The organism is Marinobacter psychrophilus (assembly GCF_001043175.1).
GTDB lineage: Bacteria > Pseudomonadota > Gammaproteobacteria > Pseudomonadales > Oleiphilaceae > Marinobacter > Marinobacter psychrophilus.
In genome coordinates this window covers 2506496-2523922 of the sequence record NZ_CP011494.1, presented here as the reverse complement: position 1 = coordinate 2523922, position 17427 = coordinate 2506496, and the positions used below count along the sequence as shown (strand labels likewise).

The window sequence follows — 17427 nt, the reverse complement described above, 5'->3', positions numbered from 1 at the left end:
AACGTTTAGTGCGTATAAAGTGCAATGTGTACCACGTTTTAAGGACTCTAGTGCTATAAGTGATGTAGATGTAAAAACGGAGTGCGGTCTGGTCCCGCTCCATCCATAAAAAGTAAATGAGGTCGGGTATGTTCAAAAATAACAAACATCCTAAAACTCTTATACTCAGTGCCGCGATTGCCGCTGCCAGTATGAGCCTGAGCCTGCAAGCTTACGCCGATCAGTACTCGGACGCGGCTGAAAAGTGGGTGAGTGAGTCATTTAAAAAGTCGACTCTCAGCAAGGAACAACAGCTGGCGGAGATGGCGTGGTTTACTCAGGCTGCGGAAGAGTTCCGTGGAATGGAAATTAACGTGGTTTCAGAAACCATTGCCACTCACGAGTATGAATCCAACGTTCTGGCTAAAGCATTCTCCGAAATTACCGGCATCAAACTGACCCATAACCTGATCCAGGAAGGCGACGTTATCGAAAAGCTGCAGACTCAAATGCAGTCAGGCCGAAACATTTACGACGGCTATGTGAATGACTCCGACCTGATCGGTACTCACTTCCGGTACGGTAAGGTTGTAGCAATTGACGACATCATGGCTGGCTCTGGCAAAGATCTAACTCTGCCAACGCTGGATCTTGAAGATTTTATCGGGTTGGAGTTTACCACTGGGCCTGATGGCAAACTGTATCAGTTGCCTACTCAGCAATTCGCCAATCTGTACTGGTTTCGAGCTGACTGGTTTGAACGTGAAGACTTGAAAAAGCAGTTTTCAGACATCTACGGTTATGACTTGGGCGTTCCGGTAAACTGGTCTGCCTACGAAGATATTGCCGAGTTCTTCTCGGTTCACGTGAAAGAAATTGATGGCAAGAAAGTATACGGCCACATGGACTATGGCAAGAAAGACCCGTCTCTTGGCTGGCGGTTCACCGATGCCTGGTTTTCTATGGCGGGTGCCGGCGACAAAGGCCTGCCTAACGGCTTGCCGGTAGACGAGTGGGGTATTCGGGTTGAAGATTGTCGTCCGGTCGGTTCCAACGTGTCCCGTGGCGGTGCCACCAACGGCCCGGCAGCGGTTTACGCGACCGCCAAGTACGTGGAATGGATGCAAAAGTATGCGCCGCCCGAAGCAACGGGTATGACCTTCTCTGAGTCTGGCCCAGTACCTGCCCAGGGTGCCATCGCCCAGCAGATTTTCTGGTACACGGCCTTTACCGCCAGCATGATCGAAGAAGGGCTGCCGGTTGTAAATGAAGACGGTACTCCGAAATGGCGTATGGCGCCTTCGCCCCGTGGCCCTTACTGGGAAGAAGGCATGAAGCTGGGCTATCAGGACGTAGGTTCCTGGACCTTCCTGGAATCAACTCCTGAGAAGCGTCGCCTGGCGGCTTGGTTGTATGCCCAGTTTACGGTTTCCAAGACTGTGTCTCTGGAAAAAACCGTCGCTGGCCTGACGCCGATTCGCGAATCTGACCTCAACTCTGACGTGATGTCAGAAATGGCGCCGAAGCTCGGTGGTCTGGTTGAGTTCTATCGCAGTCCGGCACGGGTTCAATGGACGCCGACTGGCACCAACGTTCCTGATTACCCGAAGTTGGCCCAGCTGTGGTGGCAGTACATTGCCCAGGCTGCCAGTGGCGAAGCGACTCCTCAGGAAGCTTTGGATGGTTTGGCAGATGCTCAAGATCGCGTAATGGAGCGTCTGGAACGTGCCAACGTACTGGAAACCTGCGGTCCTAAGCTGAACGAGCCGCGTGACCCGCAGTACTGGTTGGATCAGCCGGGCGCACCCAAGCCCAAGCTGGCCAACGAAAAGGTACAAGGCGTAACCGTACCTTATAATGAACTTTTGAAAAGTTGGGCAGACGCTCGCAAGAGCTAACTCCCGAAGACCGATGCAGGTCGCAATCGAAACTCTCGATTGCGACCTGCAATTCACCGTTACCATGGTGGGTCTGGTGAATTTCTCATTTCCCCCCCGATTATATTAAGTCACATTATCTGTCCTGGCCCACGTGTTTTTTGTCGGCCTTTTCTGCTCTTTTGCTCAGTTCATTTTGGGCTAGTGGTGAGAGTAAAAAACATGAATAAAATCTCGGTCATTCACCGGCTCTACGCTGGTTTTGCGATGCTCTGTTTGATCATTGTCTGTTGGGGTGCGTTTAACAGTCGCATTATGTCTTCCTTTTCGGACACCACCCATGAGCTGACATCAGACTATTTTCCCCTCGCCGCGCAAATTCAGCAAGTTGACACTCACCGGGCTGAAGCCGGAAAGCAGGCGCTTTCTATGATGGCGGCAGACGACCCCGATATGTTGTCTGTCAGGCTGTCTGCGCTTGAAACAACCATTAGTACATTAAACCTGTTAGCGAATGGTATTTCTTCGTTAGACAACATAGAAAAATTTCCTGTGGTGCAAACTCGAAACCAACGTGTCGCACAGAATGTTATCGCGTTGAAATTGTCCGTTGAACAGCTGGACGAATACAATCGTTCGGTGTTGGAAGTTTCCGAAATAGTTAACGAAGGTTTGTCGGCATTTCTGGCTAATAACGCAGAAATGAAACGGCTCTTAGTGAGAGAGGGCACGGAACCCGCCGGTGACGATATTTATATCCGGGACTTGTTTACTACGATTATGGAAAACCTGGCGAACATTGAACTGCTCATTATGCAAATGGTCAGTACCGACGATGCAGATAAACTCGCAAGTGTCATCGAGAATCTGCGGATGAACACTCAGATCATTGAGCCGGATATCAATGCGTTAGTGTCAGAAGTTCCGCGATTGGAAGGGCTTCCCGTTTTGATCAGTCATTTTGTGGCGGCAGTGAATCAAGATGATGGCATTATTAACCAATACTTGGGGTATCGTCAGAATCGCCTGAATCTGGCGCAGGCCGGGCAGGAAGTGGATCGGCACCTGGGCGATCTTGCGGAAAATCTCGACGGGATGAGAGTGGCGGTTTCAGACCGGATTACCCAAACGGTCGTGGCGCTTGACGAGTCTGCCCGACGGTCGGAACAGCTGGTTTACGGGTTGTTATCGCTGGTTGTTTTGTTCGCTTTGGGCACCTCGGTGTGGCTTGCCAGAATGATCAGCCTGCCCCTTAGGGCCACACTTTCGCACTTGGCCAGCATGGCAAAGGGTGATTATTCGCGCCGACTGGAGTTCAACGCCAAGGGTGAGTTTATTGATCTTAAAGCTTCCGTGAACCAGTTGTCAGACGCTATGGCGACTGTTTTGGGAAGCCTGCAGCAGGCGGGTGGCGACATTGGCGTTATTGCAACAGGCAATGCCCGTTTTGCCCGGGACTTCAATGAACGGGTACGCGGACAGTCTGAAGAACTCGTTGCAATAGCGGCGGCTATGACCCAAATGGAGGCATCTGCTCGCGAGGTGGCGGGTTCAGTCCGGGGAACTCACGATCTGGTGGGTGAGGTAAATCAGCAGGTTGCAGAGACCCTGTCCGATGCAGAACGTGGAAGCCTCTGTGTGGCAGAGCTCGAGACCCAATCCGAGCACACTGCGGCCAAGCTCCATGAACTTGAAAAGGCGTCTCAGGACATAGGGCGAATTACCGAAGTGATCAATGGTATCGCCAATCAAACGAACCTACTGGCATTGAATGCCGCGATTGAATCTGCCCGGGCTGGAGAAGCCGGGCGCGGCTTTGCGGTCGTCGCAGACGAGGTTAGGGGCCTGGCCAAGAAAACCACAGAAAGCACTGAGACCATCCGCACGTTGGTAAAGCGTCTTCAGGATGAGGCATCGGAATCCGTGCGTTCAATGAACCATAACTTTTCGCAATTGGCGGCGGTCAGAACGCTGATGGCCAGTGTCTCCGAAGGCGCAGAAAAGATCCGCAGTGCCATGGCGCGAATTCATCAGGGAGCCGATCAAACCCGTTTGGGGATGGATGAACAGGAAAGCGTCAGTAAGTCGGTTGCCCGTCAGGTAAACGAAATCAGCAGCTCCGCTAACGCCAGCCTTGATGAAATTGATGAACTCGTTGCAACCTGCGAGCGCCTTGAGGTATCTGTTGGCAATATCGAAGCATTGGCGGGGCGATTCCGCGTTAATTAATTTGGCTGGCTCGGTTCTGATTACGCGGAGGCCGAAATTTGCGCCATAATGCGTCCTTACGCTGGCGTAAAAAAGAGGAGGTCGCTATGTCATCATCTCAAGACGCAGAGCACATCACCTGGCAATCAGCGCAATGCTATCTCGGCCAGGTGCTTGTGGCCTGCAGTGACACGGGTGTGTGCGCTTTGCTGACCGGGCAGACACTGCCACCGCTAATGGAACGATTGCGCAGTCGCTTCCCCCGCGCTCAATTATGCCAGGCCGAGAGTGCTTGCCCGAGTTGGCTGGGCAAAGTGAAAGCCCAGCTGACAGACGGCCGCAGCGCGGAACCCCTGGCTCTGGATTTGCGCGGTACGAAGTTTCAGCAGCAAGTCTGGCAAGCGCTACAAAGTATTCCCAGTGGTGAAGTCATCAGCTACGCCGAGCTGGCGCGGCGGGCAGGGTGCCCAAAAGCTGTGCGCGCCGCCGCCAGCGCTTGCGGAGCTAACCCGGTGGCCGTGCTGGTGCCTTGCCATCGGGTATTGCGCAGCAATGGCGACTTGGGCGGCTATAACGGTGGTGTTGCCATCAAAAAAGCGCTGCTGGCACATGAGCAGACGCTATCTGCCCGCTAATTTCGGTTTTTCGTTTTCGGCGTCTGTAAATATGCAAATGGCGTTACGGCCGGCGCGTTTGGCCGTGTACATGGCCGCATCGGCCTGCTTCAGCAGCCGCCGGGCGGTGTCGACTTCGCTTGAATACAGGCTTATGCCTACGCTGGCGCTGGCGCTCAGGGTATGGCCATCAATTTGATAGTCTTCGCGGTGCTTGTCCAGCAAGCGCTGCGCAACCGTTTTTGCCGCTTCAGGACCGTTCAATTCTGGCAGTATCACCACAAATTCATCGCCGCCAAGGCGAGCTAATGTGTCGCCCTCTCGAAGGCAGGTCTGCGCTCTTTCAGTGAACTGGAGCAGCAAAGAATCGCCTACGTGATGCCCGAGAGTGTCGTTAATCTGTTTGAAATGATCCAGGTCAATGAACAGCACGGCTAGCACCATTCGGTTGCGATGGGTCTGGCGAATGGCGTGTTCCAGACGGTCTTCCATCAGCCGGCGGTTGGGAATGCCGGTGAGTGCATCGTAATAGGCCAAATGGCGGATGCGCTCCTCGTTGTGGCGGTTCTGGGTGATGTCGGTAAACAGGGCAGCGTAGTGGGTAATGATGTCATCATCATCGGTTACTGCAGTAATAGTTAGTAATTCCAGGTACAGCTCGCCGGTTTTGCGACGGTTCCAGATTTCGCCGCGCCATACGCCTTCACGTGCTAGGGCTTGCCACATCTGGTCGTAAAAGGCTTTGTCGTGGCGACCAGATGAAAGCAGCGCCGGCGTTTTACCGATTACATCGTCCGCACTGTAACCGGTCAGTTGGGTAAACATGGGGTTGGTGAATTCTATGCGCGACTTAGCATCGGTAATCATGATGCCTTCCAGTGACGAGGCAATCACCCGCTCCGCCAGTTGCAGGGTTTGCCGTGACTGGGCCAAGGCCGAGTCACGCTGCTCCAGTGCGGCGCGCAAATCCTGCGTATACAGTTGGTCTACACCGGCAAGCATCTGACCGTAGCCCACCAGGCCGATTATTTGGTTATCGTCATTGACCACCGCCAAGTTACGGATGCGCAGGTTCATAAGGCGATCACGGGCGTGAATAAGTGGCTCGTCCTCGTGCACGGTTATCAATGGGCGGCTAGCTAGGGGGCCGACCACTTTATTACCGGTATTGCGGCTGATAAGACGGACTATGTCGCGCTCGGTAAGAATCCCAAATCCCAGTTTTTCACAATCAATAATTGCCGCATGAGCGCGGTTTTTATACATGCTAGCCGCTGCTTCCGCCAGGGTCTTATCACCTTCTATAGAGAGCGGCATTGTGGCGGTGGCGGAGCGCACATCACGCAAACGCAGATAGGGTTCAATACCTTGGTTTGTCGCCATGTCGGTTTGCGAGAGAATACCGGCCGCTTTGCCGTCGGGGTCGACCACCAGAAAGTGACGTTTACCGGTTTCGCGGAATTTAATCGCGGCCTCCTGCATGGGCATGTAGGTGGGCACGGAGATAACCGGCGAGCTCATTACCGAACTGACCGGCTGGGCAAAGATAGAAGATGATGTAAAATCAATGGCCAGGGCATCGCGCTCTGTCCAGATGCCCAACACGTCGTCATTGCGAATAACCAGAATGGAACTGACACTTCGCTCCGCCATCATTGCGGCGGCCGTGGCTATAGTAGTATCAGGATCGCAATGCAGAAGGGCACCGCTGTGCATCAGTCGGGAGACAAGAAGTTGCGGTACCATACGAATAAAACCCTGTTTGCGGTGCCATGGTGAAGGCAAAATTTCACAGATAAACTTAATTAACTATGCCTTAAACGGGTTGATCTACCAATAGCACTTGTCGCTTTTGTGTAGTGTATACAGTGTTTGGTTTTACATCGGTGTCGGCATTGGGCCTGAGCAGTATTGGCAAGGCTACAGCACCTTACGCAATCCCATCATCTATTTGTTTTTGGGCGGCTTTACCCTGGGCTTGGCGATGCAGCGCTGGAATTTGCACCGGCGTATTGCGTTGCTAACGCTGCGGCCCATGGGTGCTAAACCAAAAAATCAGATTGCCGGTTTCATGATGGCTACTGCGTTTCTGAGCATGTGGGTGAGCAACACGGCAACGTCGGTAATGATGTTGCCCATCGGCTTGTCTATCATCGCCATGACTCAGAGCGATAATGAAGGCGGCCTGCGCCGCTTCGGCACAGCGTTACTGCTGGCGATTGCCTACTCCGCCAGTATTGGCGGTATTGCCACCTTGATTGGTACGCCTCCCAACGCCTTGTTGGCGGCTTATTTGTTAGATACCCACGGTATTGAAGTGGGTTTTGCACAATGGATGCTGCTGGGGCTGCCGGTTGCTGTGGTGATGCTATTGCTAGTTTGGTGGTGGCCTGGCCATGGCTGGCGCTATTAGCAGCTCTGGCTTGACGAGTTGGATAGCCGAAGCCGTGGGTGCAGCAACCCTGTTGCCGGCGTTGTTGATGGTCGCGTTGGTAACCCTGGTGATTATTTTCCTGACCGAAGTCACCAGCAACACGGCCACCGCTGCTGCCTTTTTTGCCTTTGCTGGGCGCTCAGGCGTTCAATCTTCTGGCCGGGATAAATCCAGCCAGGGTTGGGACAGCCAATAAAAGCGTCCGTCGCCTGCGGGGTAGGTGCAGTTATAGCGAAAGCGGCGGCTGCTGAATGCAGCGGGCGCCTGAACCTTCGCCCGCTGTGCGTCGGCGGTAACCTTGATTCGGCCCTGGCCGGAGCCAAAGCAGGTCAGTTTATCTGGCGTGAATCCACTCGGCAGAGTCATCCGAAGGTGCGGCGGGTTAGCGCTGACAATACCGTCTGGTAGATCCTTGGCCGACACGGGTAAAGCCTTACTCAGCAACTTGTTCTCCAGGCCTTGTAGCTGCCCATAGGCGTTGGCCATGGGGAATCGTGGCAGTCGGGTGCGGCTTGAGGTTGCGCCGACGGGGCCGGATTGCTGCCCGAAGGCCAGCCAGCCGCGCTGGTTCACTTGCTGTTCCAGTGCTGCATCAAATTCGCCATAGGGGTAGGCAAACATTGGCGGGGCACTGCCAAATTCTCTTTCAAGCAACGTTTGTGCACCATCAAGGCTTTGACGAACACGCTCTCGCCACTGCTCCACTTTCTCGTTAGGTGCTCTGGCCAGGTGCCCGTGGCCAGCGCTGTGGTTGGCAATGGTCGCCAGGCCCGTAGACGCCAGCTCCTGAAGCTGCTGTAACGTCATAAAACCGTTGTTGCCGATGGTGTCGGTGTTCACAAACAGGGTGTAGGGATAGTTCAGTCGCGTCAATATGGGTACTGCGTTGGAATATACAGAACTGTAGGCGTCATCAAAGCTCAGGGCAACGGCGTCGCCGCCATCACCCGCCAAGGCTTTTTGTGTTGCCTCGAACAGTGGTTCAACCGCCAGCCCGAGTTGTTCGATCATTTGCAGTTGGGCTTGAAACAGTGCCGGCGACGTACTGGTGGCGCCCGGCGTGTTATTGCTGATGTGGTGGTACTGCAATATGGCCAGATCTGCGCTGGCGCCCGCAGGCAATGCCAGTGCGATAGCCAGCGTGGTGGCTACAAAATCCTGTCGGCGCATGTTAAATACCTTCATTTTAAAGGGTGGCCCTTACGCTGCTTACCGCAGCGACTTAGTCGCGCCCGCGATAGTGCTGTCTGATAACGGCAAAGGCTGCGTTAAGTTTCTGGATTTGCTCGGTGCTGCCGCCTCTGTCGGGGTGCGCCTGCATGACAGCACGGCGAAAACGCTGTTTTACCTCGTGAAAACAGTCTGGCATAGGCCTGTCGCCATAGCCCAGACAGTTCGCGGCTGCGGCAACCTCCGATGTGTCGTGATAATGATTTGCACCCCGATGACCGGCGTAGAAGTTGTCAAGTATGGCGTGAATCTGCTCTGTGGATAGCCGGTATTGATTCAGATCCAGATAGAATGCCCGCAAAGAATCTACCTGAGCTAGCGGGCTCTGGTCAGACAGCTCGTGCCGAGGCTCTTCGGGGCGGTTTTCAAGGCGGGTCAGCATGGGTGATATCGCCAGGGTTTCGCCGTCTTCTGCCAATTGATCGCGCAGCTTATAGAGGGTGTGGAACAGCAAGAAGTGAACCTGGTATAACGGCTCGGGTTGATCGAAGCGCACCTCACCCAGAAGTTGCCAGGGTGGCTGCTGCAGTTTTTTGATCAGGGTATATTCACTCAGCCCGCCAGATGCTTGGCGCAGCTCATGCTCCAGAGCAACTTGCAGGTGAGCTATGTGGCTTTGCAGAGCCTCATGAGGCCGAGGATCACCAGGGTGGGTAATGGCGCCGGGCTGTTTGGGTGTTGAGGTGTTGGTCATGACTTTATGGTAGAGCAAACAAGGGTCCGCCTGCCAGTCTGATGGCACCTATGTGGGCCTGTGTCAGTGTTAACAGCGGAAGGTGAGGGGTATAATCCGGCTTATCATTTTCCAACGTTGAAGCTGCTATGCACCCAGTAACCGATGCGCAAAAGCCCGACGCGCGGCACGAGCGACAAAAACTGCAGAAGCGTCTGCAACGGGAAGCCGGGCAAGCGATTGCGGATTTCGCGATGATCGAGGCCGGCGACAAAATTATGTGTTGCCTCAGCGGCGGGAAGGATTCCTATGCGATGCTGGACATTCTGCTGAGCCTGCAGAAAAAGGCACCGGTGCGCTTTGAAGTGATTGCGGTCAATCTGGACCAGAAACAGCCAGGTTTCCCGCAGCATGTTCTACCGCAATACCTGCAGGACCTGGGCATCGAATGCCATATTATCGAGCGCGATACGTATAGCGTCGTTAAAGACAAAATTCCCGCCGGAAAAACCACTTGTGGTTTGTGCTCACGCCTGCGGCGGGGAATTTTATATGCGTTTGCCGAGGCCAATGGGGTCACCAAAATTGCTCTTGGCCATCACCGTGACGATCTGCTGGAAACCTTGTTTCTAAATATGTTCTACGGTGGCAAACTCAAGTCGATGGCGCCGCTGCTACGCAGTGACGACGGCCGAAATACGGTTATCCGACCGCTGGCTTACTGCCGCGAGAAGGACCTCGAGCGGTTCGCCGAGCTGCGAGACTATCCCGTCATTCCCTGCAACTTGTGCGGCTCTCAGAAAAATCTGCAACGCCAAGTGATAAAAGACATGTTCAAGGTTTGGGATGAAGAGCACCCGGGGCGTCTGGAAACCATGTTCAGCGCTTTGTGTAACGTAGAACCGTCACATCTGGCAGACCCGCAGTTATACAATTTTGCTGACAATTCTAGAAAGGCGGCGCCGCGCTCTGTTGCTCCGAATGGCGCCGCAAAGAAGGGCGTTACGTCGGTTTCAGGCAAGGCTGCGGAAGAGTTCGGGCGCCTTGACGTCCTGAATCTGTGACGCTGCAGGTTCTGGCTAGTGTCCGCCACCGGTGCCCAGCAATGCCATCAGCGGCAGGGTCCAGAACCCGAACACAATCAGCATCACGCCGCTGAACTTACGGAACAACCGGTGGCTTTGCAGTCCGCGCACCCAGCGCGCGGCATAACCGGTGGCCAGCATAGAGGGCAAAGTGCCAAGGCCAAAGAAAAACATGGTCAGTGCCGCTGAGTGCACGGTTGGCTGCAGTGCTGCCCAGCCAAGAGTGCTGTACACCAGGCCGCAGGGCAGCCAGCCCCAAAGCGCGCCCAACGCCAGTGCCTGCAAGGGGTTATGCACCGGCAGCAGTTTGTGGGTTAGCGGCGACAGTTTTTTCCACACCGGCGCCCCCAGTTTTTCCACGTAGCGAATGCCCTGCCACCACTGCGCCATGGACAGCCCCATAAAAATCAGTAGCAGCCCTGCCAGAGTGCGTAATACTAACCCCATAGACGCCCATTGGCTTGCCGCCGAGGTGCTCAATAATGCCACCAAGGCGGCAATTAGCGCATAGCTGCCAATGCGCCCGCCGTTGAACGCCAGCAGCGTTAGTGTCTGGCGCAGGCGAAACCCCTGGCCTACTGGCATGGCCATGGACAGCGACGCACTTATTCCACCACACATGGCCAGGCAATGAGTGCTGCCGAGAATGCCAATCAGAAACGCGCTGGGATAGCTAAGGTAAAGTTCGCCCGCCATCAGGTGCTGCTATTGCCGCGATTGCTGGCCGCTTCATCGGCTTTCGATGGATCTGCGTCTGCGTCAGTTTCGGTGTTGGTTTTCGGCTTGTCTTGCGCATCACTGGCGCTGCGCCGGGTTTTTTCCAGCCCGGTGATGGCGTCGTCCGGAATCAGGTCTTTGTCGTCGTCATACAGAATGCGGTGGGCGGGCCCTTCGAGGTCGTCATACTGGCCGTTTTTGACCGCCCAGTTGAACAAAACAATGCCACCAGTGACCAGCATCAACATTATTGGCACAAGCACCACAACAATTTCCACAATGCACTCCCGGAGTTTGGGGTTAAAAAATCAGGCTGTCAGGGTAACGCCATGCTACTCACTAATGGCCGTGACGCGCGCGCGGGCGTTGGCATTTTGCCCAGTCGCAGCGCGTTTAATACCACCACCAGAGAGCTGGCGGACATACCGATGGCCGCCAACCAAGGTGGCACTAAGCCTGCCGCCGCCAAAGGCAGCGCGGCAAGATTGTAAATCAGTGCCCACCACAAGTTCTGGCGAATAACCTTGCGGGTCTGGCGACTTGTGGCCAGACCTTCCACCAGTTGCATCAGTTGGCCATTGAGCAGAACGGCGTCGGCTTTAAGCTGGGTCAGATCTGCCGCCGAGCCCATGGCCACAGATACCCTGGCACCGGCCATAGACGGCAAATCGTTCAGGCCGTCGCCCACCATCATAATCTTGCAGCCTTCGGCATTGAGTTTTTGTAACACCGCCAGTTTGTCTTCTGGTGAGGCCTGGCCAATGGCTTCACCAATACCCAGCTGCCGCGCAATCTGCTGCACGTGTCCGGAGCGATCACCGCTGAGCAACAGGGTGCGAATGCCGAGCTCGTGCAGGGCCGCAATGGCGTTGGCCGCATCGGCACGGGGTTGGTCGTCAAGTTGGAAGCGGGCCAGCCATTGCTGGTCTGAGGCCAGCCAAATGGCGATACCTGTGCATTCAGGCGCTTCTGGCAAGGCCAGGCCGCTGTGCTCGGCAACAAATTGTGGATGGCCGATGTACAAAGTTTGGTCGCCCCAGTGGCCAGACAAACCGCCGCCCAGGTAATTTTTGACGTTGCTGACCTGGGCTTTTGGCAAATCGTGAAAAACCCTGGCAATGGGGTGCTCAGAAAACGCTTCCAGGCCGGCGGCCAGGCGTAGGCACTGGTCAGCATTCAGAGTGCCAGCGTTGTGCTGGCTCAACAGACTGAGCTCACCACGGGTCAGAGTGCCGGTTTTATCAAACACCACAGTATCGACATCGTTCATGGATTCAAGGGTATGGCCGCGGGTGGGCAGCAGGCCCAGTTTGCGTAGCTTTACGGTGGCCGCTGTAATGGCCGTGGGCGTTGCCAACGACAACGCGCAGGGGCAGGTAACCACCAGCACTGACAGAGTAATATCAAACGCGTTATCGGCGCCGTACCACCACCAGCCCAGCCACACTAGCGGCGCCAGAATCAGCACTCGGCCGACAAATTTGCCAGCCATCTGGTCGGCCATGCGGACTGCCTTGGGTTTTTCCGACTGCACTCTGTCAAGCACCCGCAGAATACTCGACAGGCGGGTTTGCGCGCCGGCACTCACCACTTTGATATCCAGCGGGTTTTCGCCATTAACGCTGCCTGCGTGCACGGTATCCCCGGGTATTCGGGTTTCCGGAAGATACTCACCGGTTAACGCGGCTTCGTTGAGGGTAGACTGGCCGCGAAGTATTTCGCCATCGACGGGTAGCGTTTCGCCCGGGCGAATGCGCACCACGTCGCCGGCTTTCAGGCTATGGGTGGCAACAATGCTGGTTTCACTGTCTTGACTGCTAACAAGCGTAGCTACTCTGGGCTGAAAGCCTACCAGAGCGTTACCGGACAGGCCGGCACGATAACGCGCCTGAACTTCAATATAACGGCCCAGCAACAGGAAAAAGGTGAACATGCATACCGATTCAAAATAGACTTCGTCGCCGCCCATTACCGTTACCCAGGCGCTGGCGCCGTAGGCCAGGCCAATGGCAATAGCGACCGGCACGTCCATGGTCAGGTGGCGGCTCCGAAGGTCGCGGCTGGCGTTCTGGAAAAACGGTTTGGCACTGTAAAACACCACCGGGGTGGCGACCAGCATGCTGAACCAGCGGAAGAAGCTGATAAAATCCGACGATAAGCCGCTGACCATCTCAAAATACATGGGAAACGCCAGCATCATGCTCTGGAACGAGCCAATGCCCGCCACGGCCAGGCGGATCAGCATAGAGCGATGTTCTACTTTTAGTGCACTTTCTACTTCGTCTGCGTGGTAGGGCCGGGCGGTATAGCCCAACTGGTGCACCGCTACCAACAGGTCGCTGAGCTGAACCTGATCTGAGGCCCATACCAGTCGCGCGCGCTGGGTGGTGTAGTTGACGGTAAACGACAGCACTCCGGCCTGTCTCTGCAGGTGGTTTTCAAGCAGCCAGATGCAGGCTGCGCACGTAATGCCGCCAATTAAGATCTGGGCTTCCTGACCGGCTTTTACCGGGCTGACAAACGATTGTTGAACTAAAGGATGGTCAAGTTCGCGCAGGCGCCCAAGTTCGGCGTTGGTCAGTTGTCGCGGAGTAATAGCGGGTTCTGTACGAAAATCGTAGAACCCGGTCAGGCCTTCCCGATGGATGGTTTCACAAACGGCTTTACAGCCCTGGCAGCAAAAGAGCCTTTGTTGGTCATCCAATAGCAGGGTAATAGGCGGCTCACCGTTTGCCGGCTCGCCGCAGTGGAAGCAATTCAAGGGAGTCACTCTTTGATCAGGCCCGCTTTCAGCCTGAGTCCCTTCTCTGCTGGCAGCCAAGCTTCGCCTTTCAGTCGCCATTCGTTGGTAGGCCCGCGCAAATCGTAGTACCAGCGCCCTTCGATGTTTTCATTCATCTGCGCCGTATAGTGTCCCAAGCTCTCGCGGCGGAACTGTAGCACCCGATCGTACTTGTCCAGGGTAGGGTGGAACAGGTTTAAAACCAGATACGGAAAATCCTCGGTGGAGGTCAGGTCCAGGGACAATTGGCGACCATTAAACTGGATGTCGGCGGCCAGTTTCAGTTCGGTGGCTTTGTCGTCACGGGCTAATTCAAGGTTGATACCCCGACCTTCCTTCGAATAGTCGTCTGACACCATGCTGTCTTCCATGTTAACGGCAACGACCAGCATGGTCATACTCCACGTAATGGCGGCCAGTGGAGCGATGGTCAAAAACCAGAACCAGGGCTGGCGGTACCAGGGTGCAACGGGTGTTTCAGCGGTCATATAGTTATGTCTCGGTGTTAAATTCAAACGCGGTGCGTTGCGGCTCAACCGCCGCTAGCGCGTTGGACCGACAAATCGGCTTTCAGTTTCAAGCGTCAGAGCAATTTTGTCATCAGAAACGGCCTTAAAGACAATATCGTTGTTGCTCTGGGTAATGGATTCTGGCGGAACATCCACTACGGTCGGCAATGCGTATTTTTCGCCGCTTGTAACGGTGAACTGGGTCGGTGTCAGAATCTGGATGTCGTCCATGCCGCTTACGCTGAGTGTGTAGATTTGCGTTGCTTCTGACATATTAGCCAGCTTCAGGGTGTAGGAATTTTCGATCCGACCCTCGCCGTTAAATTTGAACAGTGCGCCGCGATCGCGCAGCACGTCTAATTGCGCTGGAACCCGGGTGGCTACTGTGTATCCTACAGCGAAAATCATTAGCGCTAGCATAAAACCGTAACCGAAGGTGCGCGGGCGTAGTAGCTTGGAGGGTTTTCCCTCCAGCTCGTTTTCGGTGGTGTAGCGAATTAAACCTCGCGGATAGTTCATCTTGTCCATGATGTCGTCGCAGGCATCGATGCACAGGGCACAGCCGATACACTCGTACTGCAGGCCGTCACGAATGTCGATACCGGTCGGACATACCTCCACGCACTGGCCGCAGTCGATGCAGTCACCCAAGCCGACTTCATCAGGTTTGACTTCTTTCCGGCGGCCGCCGCGAGGTTCGCCACGACTGGGGTCGTAAGACACAATACGGGTATTCGGGTCAAACATAACCGATTGGAAGCGGGCGTACGGGCACATATACAGGCACACCTGCTCGCGCATCCAGCCGGCATTCAAGTAAGTGGCGATGGTGAAAAACGCCACCCAAAAGTAAGCCCAGCCATTGGCTTGCAGGGTAAAAAGATCGACAACCAGCTCACGAATTGGATAAAAATAGCCAACGAAGGTCAAACCCGTTGCCAGCGCAATGAGCAGCCAAATGACGTGTTTGGCGGTTTTCTTTGCGACTTTTGAGGGGGAGTTGGGCGCTTTGTCGAGCTTCATACGCTTGTTGCGCCCACCTTCGATGCGTTCTTCCACCCACATGAAGATAAAGGTCCATACCGTTTGCGGGCAGGTGTAACCACACCATACGCGACCTAAAAGGGTGGTGATAAAAAATAGACCAAAAGCACTGATGATCAGCATGCCTGACAGTAAAAAGAAGTCTTTTGGGAAGAAGGTAGCACCGTACAGGTGGAATTCGCGGGCTGGCAGATCAAAGTGAATCAACGGATCGCCGTTCAGCGTTAGCCAGGCGAACAAAAAATACATACCCATCAACGCTAGAAGGCTGAATGTGCGGATACGCTGGAAGAAGCCCTTTATTTCTTTGACATAAATTTTGTTGCGGCTTGCGTAAAGGTCAACAGATTCAGACCCCTTCTTGCTGGAAGACTCGTTCGCCGGGTCAATTTGTTGTACCGGAATCTTGGTGCTCATCGATTTCTCCGATGAAGGTAAGCGGGGGGCAGGGCGCGGCGGGTCCTGGAAGTGGATGTTTGATTTGTCTCAGGTGGATTACCTGTTTGATCATTTCAAGTCTGTGTCCGACAGCGGCAGACACAGAGTTGAAAAGATCAGGCCGGAGCGAGCTCCGGCCTGATCTTTTCAGTCGGACATGCTGTAAACGTAGGCGGCGAGTATCTGAATCTGATCTTGTGATAAACGACCACTCTGCGAGGGCATTTGGTTTTGCCGACCATAGACCACCGTTTGACGGATCCAGTCGAAGGTAGAGCCGTACAACCACACGTTGTCAGTCAGGTTGGGCGAGCCCAGGGCGTGCATACCCTTACCGTCGACACCGTGACACGCTGTACAGGCTTGCATGAACACGGCCTTACCAGCTTCAACAGATGCTGGATCTTTGGCTCGGCCACTAAAGCTCAACACGTAGTTGACCACCTGATCGACTTGAGTGTCAGTCATGTTGGGCATCACGCCTTTGGCCGGCATAGCGCCCATGCGACCGTTGTTCAGAGTATGCAGAATGGCTTCCGGTGAACCACCGTACAACCAATCAGTGTCGGTCAGGTTAGGGAAGCCTACTTGGCCGCGCGCCGCAGAACCGTGGCACACTGCGCAGTTGTTGGCGAACAGACGTTGGCCGAGCTTCATGGCGTCGTCTACTTTGGCCAGCTCGGGTACCGCTGTTTGGCCATACTGTGCGTAAATCGGGCCGTAAAGCGCGTCTGCTTCGGCAACTTCTGCTTCCCACTGGTTGACAGAAGTCCAGCCCAGCAGGCCCTTGTAGTTACCAAGGCCCGGATAGAGCGCCAGATAGCCCAGCGCGAACACAATGGTGGACAGGAACAGATAGAACCACCACTTCGGCAGCGGATTGTCATATTCTTCGATGCCATCGAAGGAATGACCCATAGTACGGTCGGTTTCTACATCGGAGGTCTGGCTTTTGCGAGTCGAAATCAGCAACCAGGCGCACCCGAAAATCGTACCGAGCACGATCACAGTGACCCAGATGCTCCAAAAAGTAGTCATTGTTTTTTCCCTGTTTTTTCTCGTTCTAGGGTACGCTGTGCGACCTCTTCGTCGTCAAACGGCAGGTGCGATGCTTCTTCGTTCGCCTTCTTACGGTGGGCACTGAACGCCCACCAGATAATGCCGATAAACATTGCCATTATGATAAGGGTATGAACGCCGCGTAAGTCGTTAACATCCATTAAATCACCGTTTGTTCGGAATGATAGTGCCCAGCTGCTGCAGGTATGCAACAAGAGCTTCGATCTCAAACTTGCCCTCTACTGAGGTGGCGGCGTTTGCGATTTGCTCGTCGGTGTAAGGAACACCGAGGGTTTGCAATCCCTCCAGCTTGGCTGCGGTACCGTTATGATTGACGAGATCTTCAAACAGCCATGGAAATGCCGGCATGATAGATTCTGGAACCAGGCTGCGAGGGTCATACAGGTGCTGGCGCTGCCAGGCGTCGGAATAGCGACCGCCAACGCGGGCCAGGTCCGGGCCGGTACGCTTGGAGCCCCACAGGAAAGGACGGTCGTAAACGAACTCGCCCGCAACGGAGTAATGGCCATAACGCTCTGTTTCCGAACGGAACGGGCGGATCTGTTGCGTGTGACATACATGGCAACCTTCGCGAATGTAGATATCACGCCCTTCCAATTCCAACGCTGCCAAAGGTTCAAGGCCTTCGATGGGTTCGTTGACGCTCTTCAGAAAGAATAACGGAACAACCTCTACCAAAAAACCGCCACTGATGGTCAGGATGATCAGTACGATCATCAAGCCAAGGTTCTTTTCTACTGTTTCATGATTCATCTGA

At 54.7% G+C, this 17427-nt stretch carries 15 protein-coding genes and 1 pseudogene; 5 read left to right on the top strand and 11 right to left on the bottom strand.

Going from position 1 to position 17427, the window contains the following annotated elements:
* Window positions 1-128: 128 nt before the first annotated feature.
* From ABA45_RS11340 to ABA45_RS11330, 3 genes are all read left to right on the top strand, one after another.
* Window positions 129-1877 (top strand): ABC transporter substrate-binding protein, encoded by a 1749-nt coding sequence (locus ABA45_RS11340; RefSeq protein ID WP_048386202.1) that lies wholly within the window; start codon window positions 129-131, stop codon window positions 1875-1877.
* A gap of 201 nt (window positions 1878-2078) precedes the next feature.
* Complete coding sequence (locus ABA45_RS11335) at window positions 2079-4085, top strand: methyl-accepting chemotaxis protein (protein WP_048386200.1); 2007 nt, start codon at window positions 2079-2081, stop codon at window positions 4083-4085.
* Window positions 4086-4171: 86 nt separating this feature from the next.
* Window positions 4172-4699 (top strand): methylated-DNA--[protein]-cysteine S-methyltransferase, encoded by a 528-nt coding sequence (locus tag ABA45_RS11330; RefSeq protein ID WP_048386198.1) that lies wholly within the window; start codon window positions 4172-4174, stop codon window positions 4697-4699.
* Here ABA45_RS11330 and ABA45_RS11325 read toward each other — a convergent pair.
* On the bottom strand, window positions 4685-6424 hold the full coding sequence (locus ABA45_RS11325) for a GGDEF domain-containing protein (RefSeq protein WP_048386196.1): 1740 nt from the start codon (window positions 6422-6424) through the stop codon (window positions 4685-4687). The two genes, ABA45_RS11330 and ABA45_RS11325, sit on opposite strands and share 15 nt — an antisense overlap.
* Window positions 6425-6564: 140 nt before the next feature.
* Between ABA45_RS11325 and ABA45_RS11320 the strand changes: the two are divergent.
* Window positions 6565-7258: pseudogene (locus ABA45_RS11320) on the top strand (SLC13 family permease); the annotation flags it as partial.
* Window position 7259: 1 nt separating this feature from the next.
* On the opposite strand, the gene ABA45_RS11315 reads toward ABA45_RS11320, so the two are convergent.
* The gene (locus tag ABA45_RS11315) at window positions 7260-8282 is read right to left on the bottom strand and encodes a polysaccharide deacetylase family protein (RefSeq protein WP_048386194.1); all 1023 of its coding nucleotides are present in this window, start codon (window positions 8280-8282) and stop codon (window positions 7260-7262) included.
* A gap of 52 nt (window positions 8283-8334) precedes the next feature.
* Window positions 8335-9054 (bottom strand): DNA-J related domain-containing protein, encoded by a 720-nt coding sequence (locus ABA45_RS11310; RefSeq protein WP_227506018.1) that lies wholly within the window; start codon window positions 9052-9054, stop codon window positions 8335-8337.
* A gap of 110 nt (window positions 9055-9164) precedes the next feature.
* Between ABA45_RS11310 and ttcA the strand changes: the two genes are divergently transcribed.
* Entirely contained in the window at window positions 9165-10079 is a 915-nt protein-coding gene (ttcA, locus tag ABA45_RS11305) for a tRNA 2-thiocytidine(32) synthetase TtcA (RefSeq protein ID WP_048386190.1), read from the top strand.
* 15 nt (window positions 10080-10094) lie between these two features.
* On the opposite strand, the gene ABA45_RS11300 is transcribed toward ttcA, so the two are convergent.
* The 8 genes from ABA45_RS11300 to ccoO form a co-directional block, all read right to left on the bottom strand.
* Window positions 10095-10796 (bottom strand): sulfite exporter TauE/SafE family protein, encoded by a 702-nt coding sequence (locus ABA45_RS11300; RefSeq protein WP_048386188.1) that lies wholly within the window; start codon window positions 10794-10796, stop codon window positions 10095-10097.
* Window positions 10796-11095 carry a cbb3-type cytochrome oxidase assembly protein CcoS gene (gene ccoS / locus ABA45_RS11295; protein ID WP_048386185.1) on the bottom strand — a complete coding sequence of 100 codons (300 nt, stop codon included), beginning with the start codon at window positions 11093-11095 and terminating at the stop codon, window positions 10796-10798. Before ccoS ends, ABA45_RS11300 begins: the two co-directional genes overlap by 1 nt.
* Window positions 11096-11133: 38 nt before the next feature.
* Window positions 11134-13587, bottom strand: coding sequence for a heavy metal translocating P-type ATPase (locus ABA45_RS11290; protein WP_048386183.1), 2454 nt, complete (start codon window positions 13585-13587; stop codon window positions 11134-11136).
* Entirely contained in the window at window positions 13584-14087 is a 504-nt protein-coding gene (locus tag ABA45_RS11285) for a FixH family protein (protein WP_048386181.1), read from the bottom strand. Before ABA45_RS11285 ends, ABA45_RS11290 begins: the two co-directional genes overlap by 4 nt.
* A 54-nt stretch (window positions 14088-14141) precedes the next feature.
* Complete coding sequence (gene ccoG, locus ABA45_RS11280; RefSeq protein ID WP_048386179.1) at window positions 14142-15569, bottom strand: cytochrome c oxidase accessory protein CcoG; 1428 nt, start codon at window positions 15567-15569, stop codon at window positions 14142-14144.
* 168 nt (window positions 15570-15737) lie between these two features.
* Complete coding sequence (gene ccoP / locus ABA45_RS11275; RefSeq protein WP_048386177.1) at window positions 15738-16628, bottom strand: cytochrome-c oxidase, cbb3-type subunit III; 891 nt, start codon at window positions 16626-16628, stop codon at window positions 15738-15740.
* Window positions 16625-16810, bottom strand: a complete 186-nt coding sequence (locus ABA45_RS11270) for a cbb3-type cytochrome oxidase subunit 3 (RefSeq protein WP_048386175.1) — start codon at window positions 16808-16810, stop codon at window positions 16625-16627. Before ABA45_RS11270 ends, ccoP begins: the two co-directional genes overlap by 4 nt.
* 4 nt (window positions 16811-16814) lie before the next feature.
* On the bottom strand, window positions 16815-17423 hold the full coding sequence (gene ccoO, locus ABA45_RS11265; protein ID WP_048386173.1) for a cytochrome-c oxidase, cbb3-type subunit II: 609 nt from the start codon (window positions 17421-17423) through the stop codon (window positions 16815-16817).
* Window positions 17424-17427: the final 4 nt, after the last annotated feature.

Excerpts from the sequence above, each read along its gene's own strand:
- ABA45_RS11340 (WP_048386202.1), top strand. The coding sequence starts at position 129 with ATGTTCAAAAATAACAAACATCCTAAAACTCTTATACTCAGTGCCGCG.
- ABA45_RS11335 (WP_048386200.1), top strand. The coding sequence starts at position 2,079 with ATGAATAAAATCTCGGTCATTCACCGGCTCTACGCTGGTTTTGCGATG.
- ABA45_RS11330 (WP_048386198.1), top strand. The coding sequence starts at position 4,172 with ATGTCATCATCTCAAGACGCAGAGCACATCACCTGGCAATCAGCGCAA.
- ABA45_RS11325 (WP_048386196.1), bottom strand. The coding sequence starts at position 6,424 with ATGGTACCGCAACTTCTTGTCTCCCGACTGATGCACAGCGGTGCCCTT.
- ABA45_RS11315 (WP_048386194.1), bottom strand. The coding sequence starts at position 8,282 with ATGCGCCGACAGGATTTTGTAGCCACCACGCTGGCTATCGCACTGGCA.
- ttcA (WP_048386190.1), top strand. The coding sequence starts at position 9,165 with ATGCACCCAGTAACCGATGCGCAAAAGCCCGACGCGCGGCACGAGCGA.
- ABA45_RS11300 (WP_048386188.1), bottom strand. The coding sequence starts at position 10,796 with ATGGCGGGCGAACTTTACCTTAGCTATCCCAGCGCGTTTCTGATTGGC.
- ABA45_RS11285 (WP_048386181.1), bottom strand. The coding sequence starts at position 14,087 with ATGACCGCTGAAACACCCGTTGCACCCTGGTACCGCCAGCCCTGGTTC.
- ccoG (WP_048386179.1), bottom strand. The coding sequence starts at position 15,569 with ATGAGCACCAAGATTCCGGTACAACAAATTGACCCGGCGAACGAGTCT.
- ccoP (WP_048386177.1), bottom strand. The coding sequence starts at position 16,628 with ATGACTACTTTTTGGAGCATCTGGGTCACTGTGATCGTGCTCGGTACG.
- ABA45_RS11270 (WP_048386175.1), bottom strand. The coding sequence starts at position 16,810 with ATGGATGTTAACGACTTACGCGGCGTTCATACCCTTATCATAATGGCA.
- ccoO (WP_048386173.1), bottom strand. The coding sequence starts at position 17,423 with ATGAATCATGAAACAGTAGAAAAGAACCTTGGCTTGATGATCGTACTG.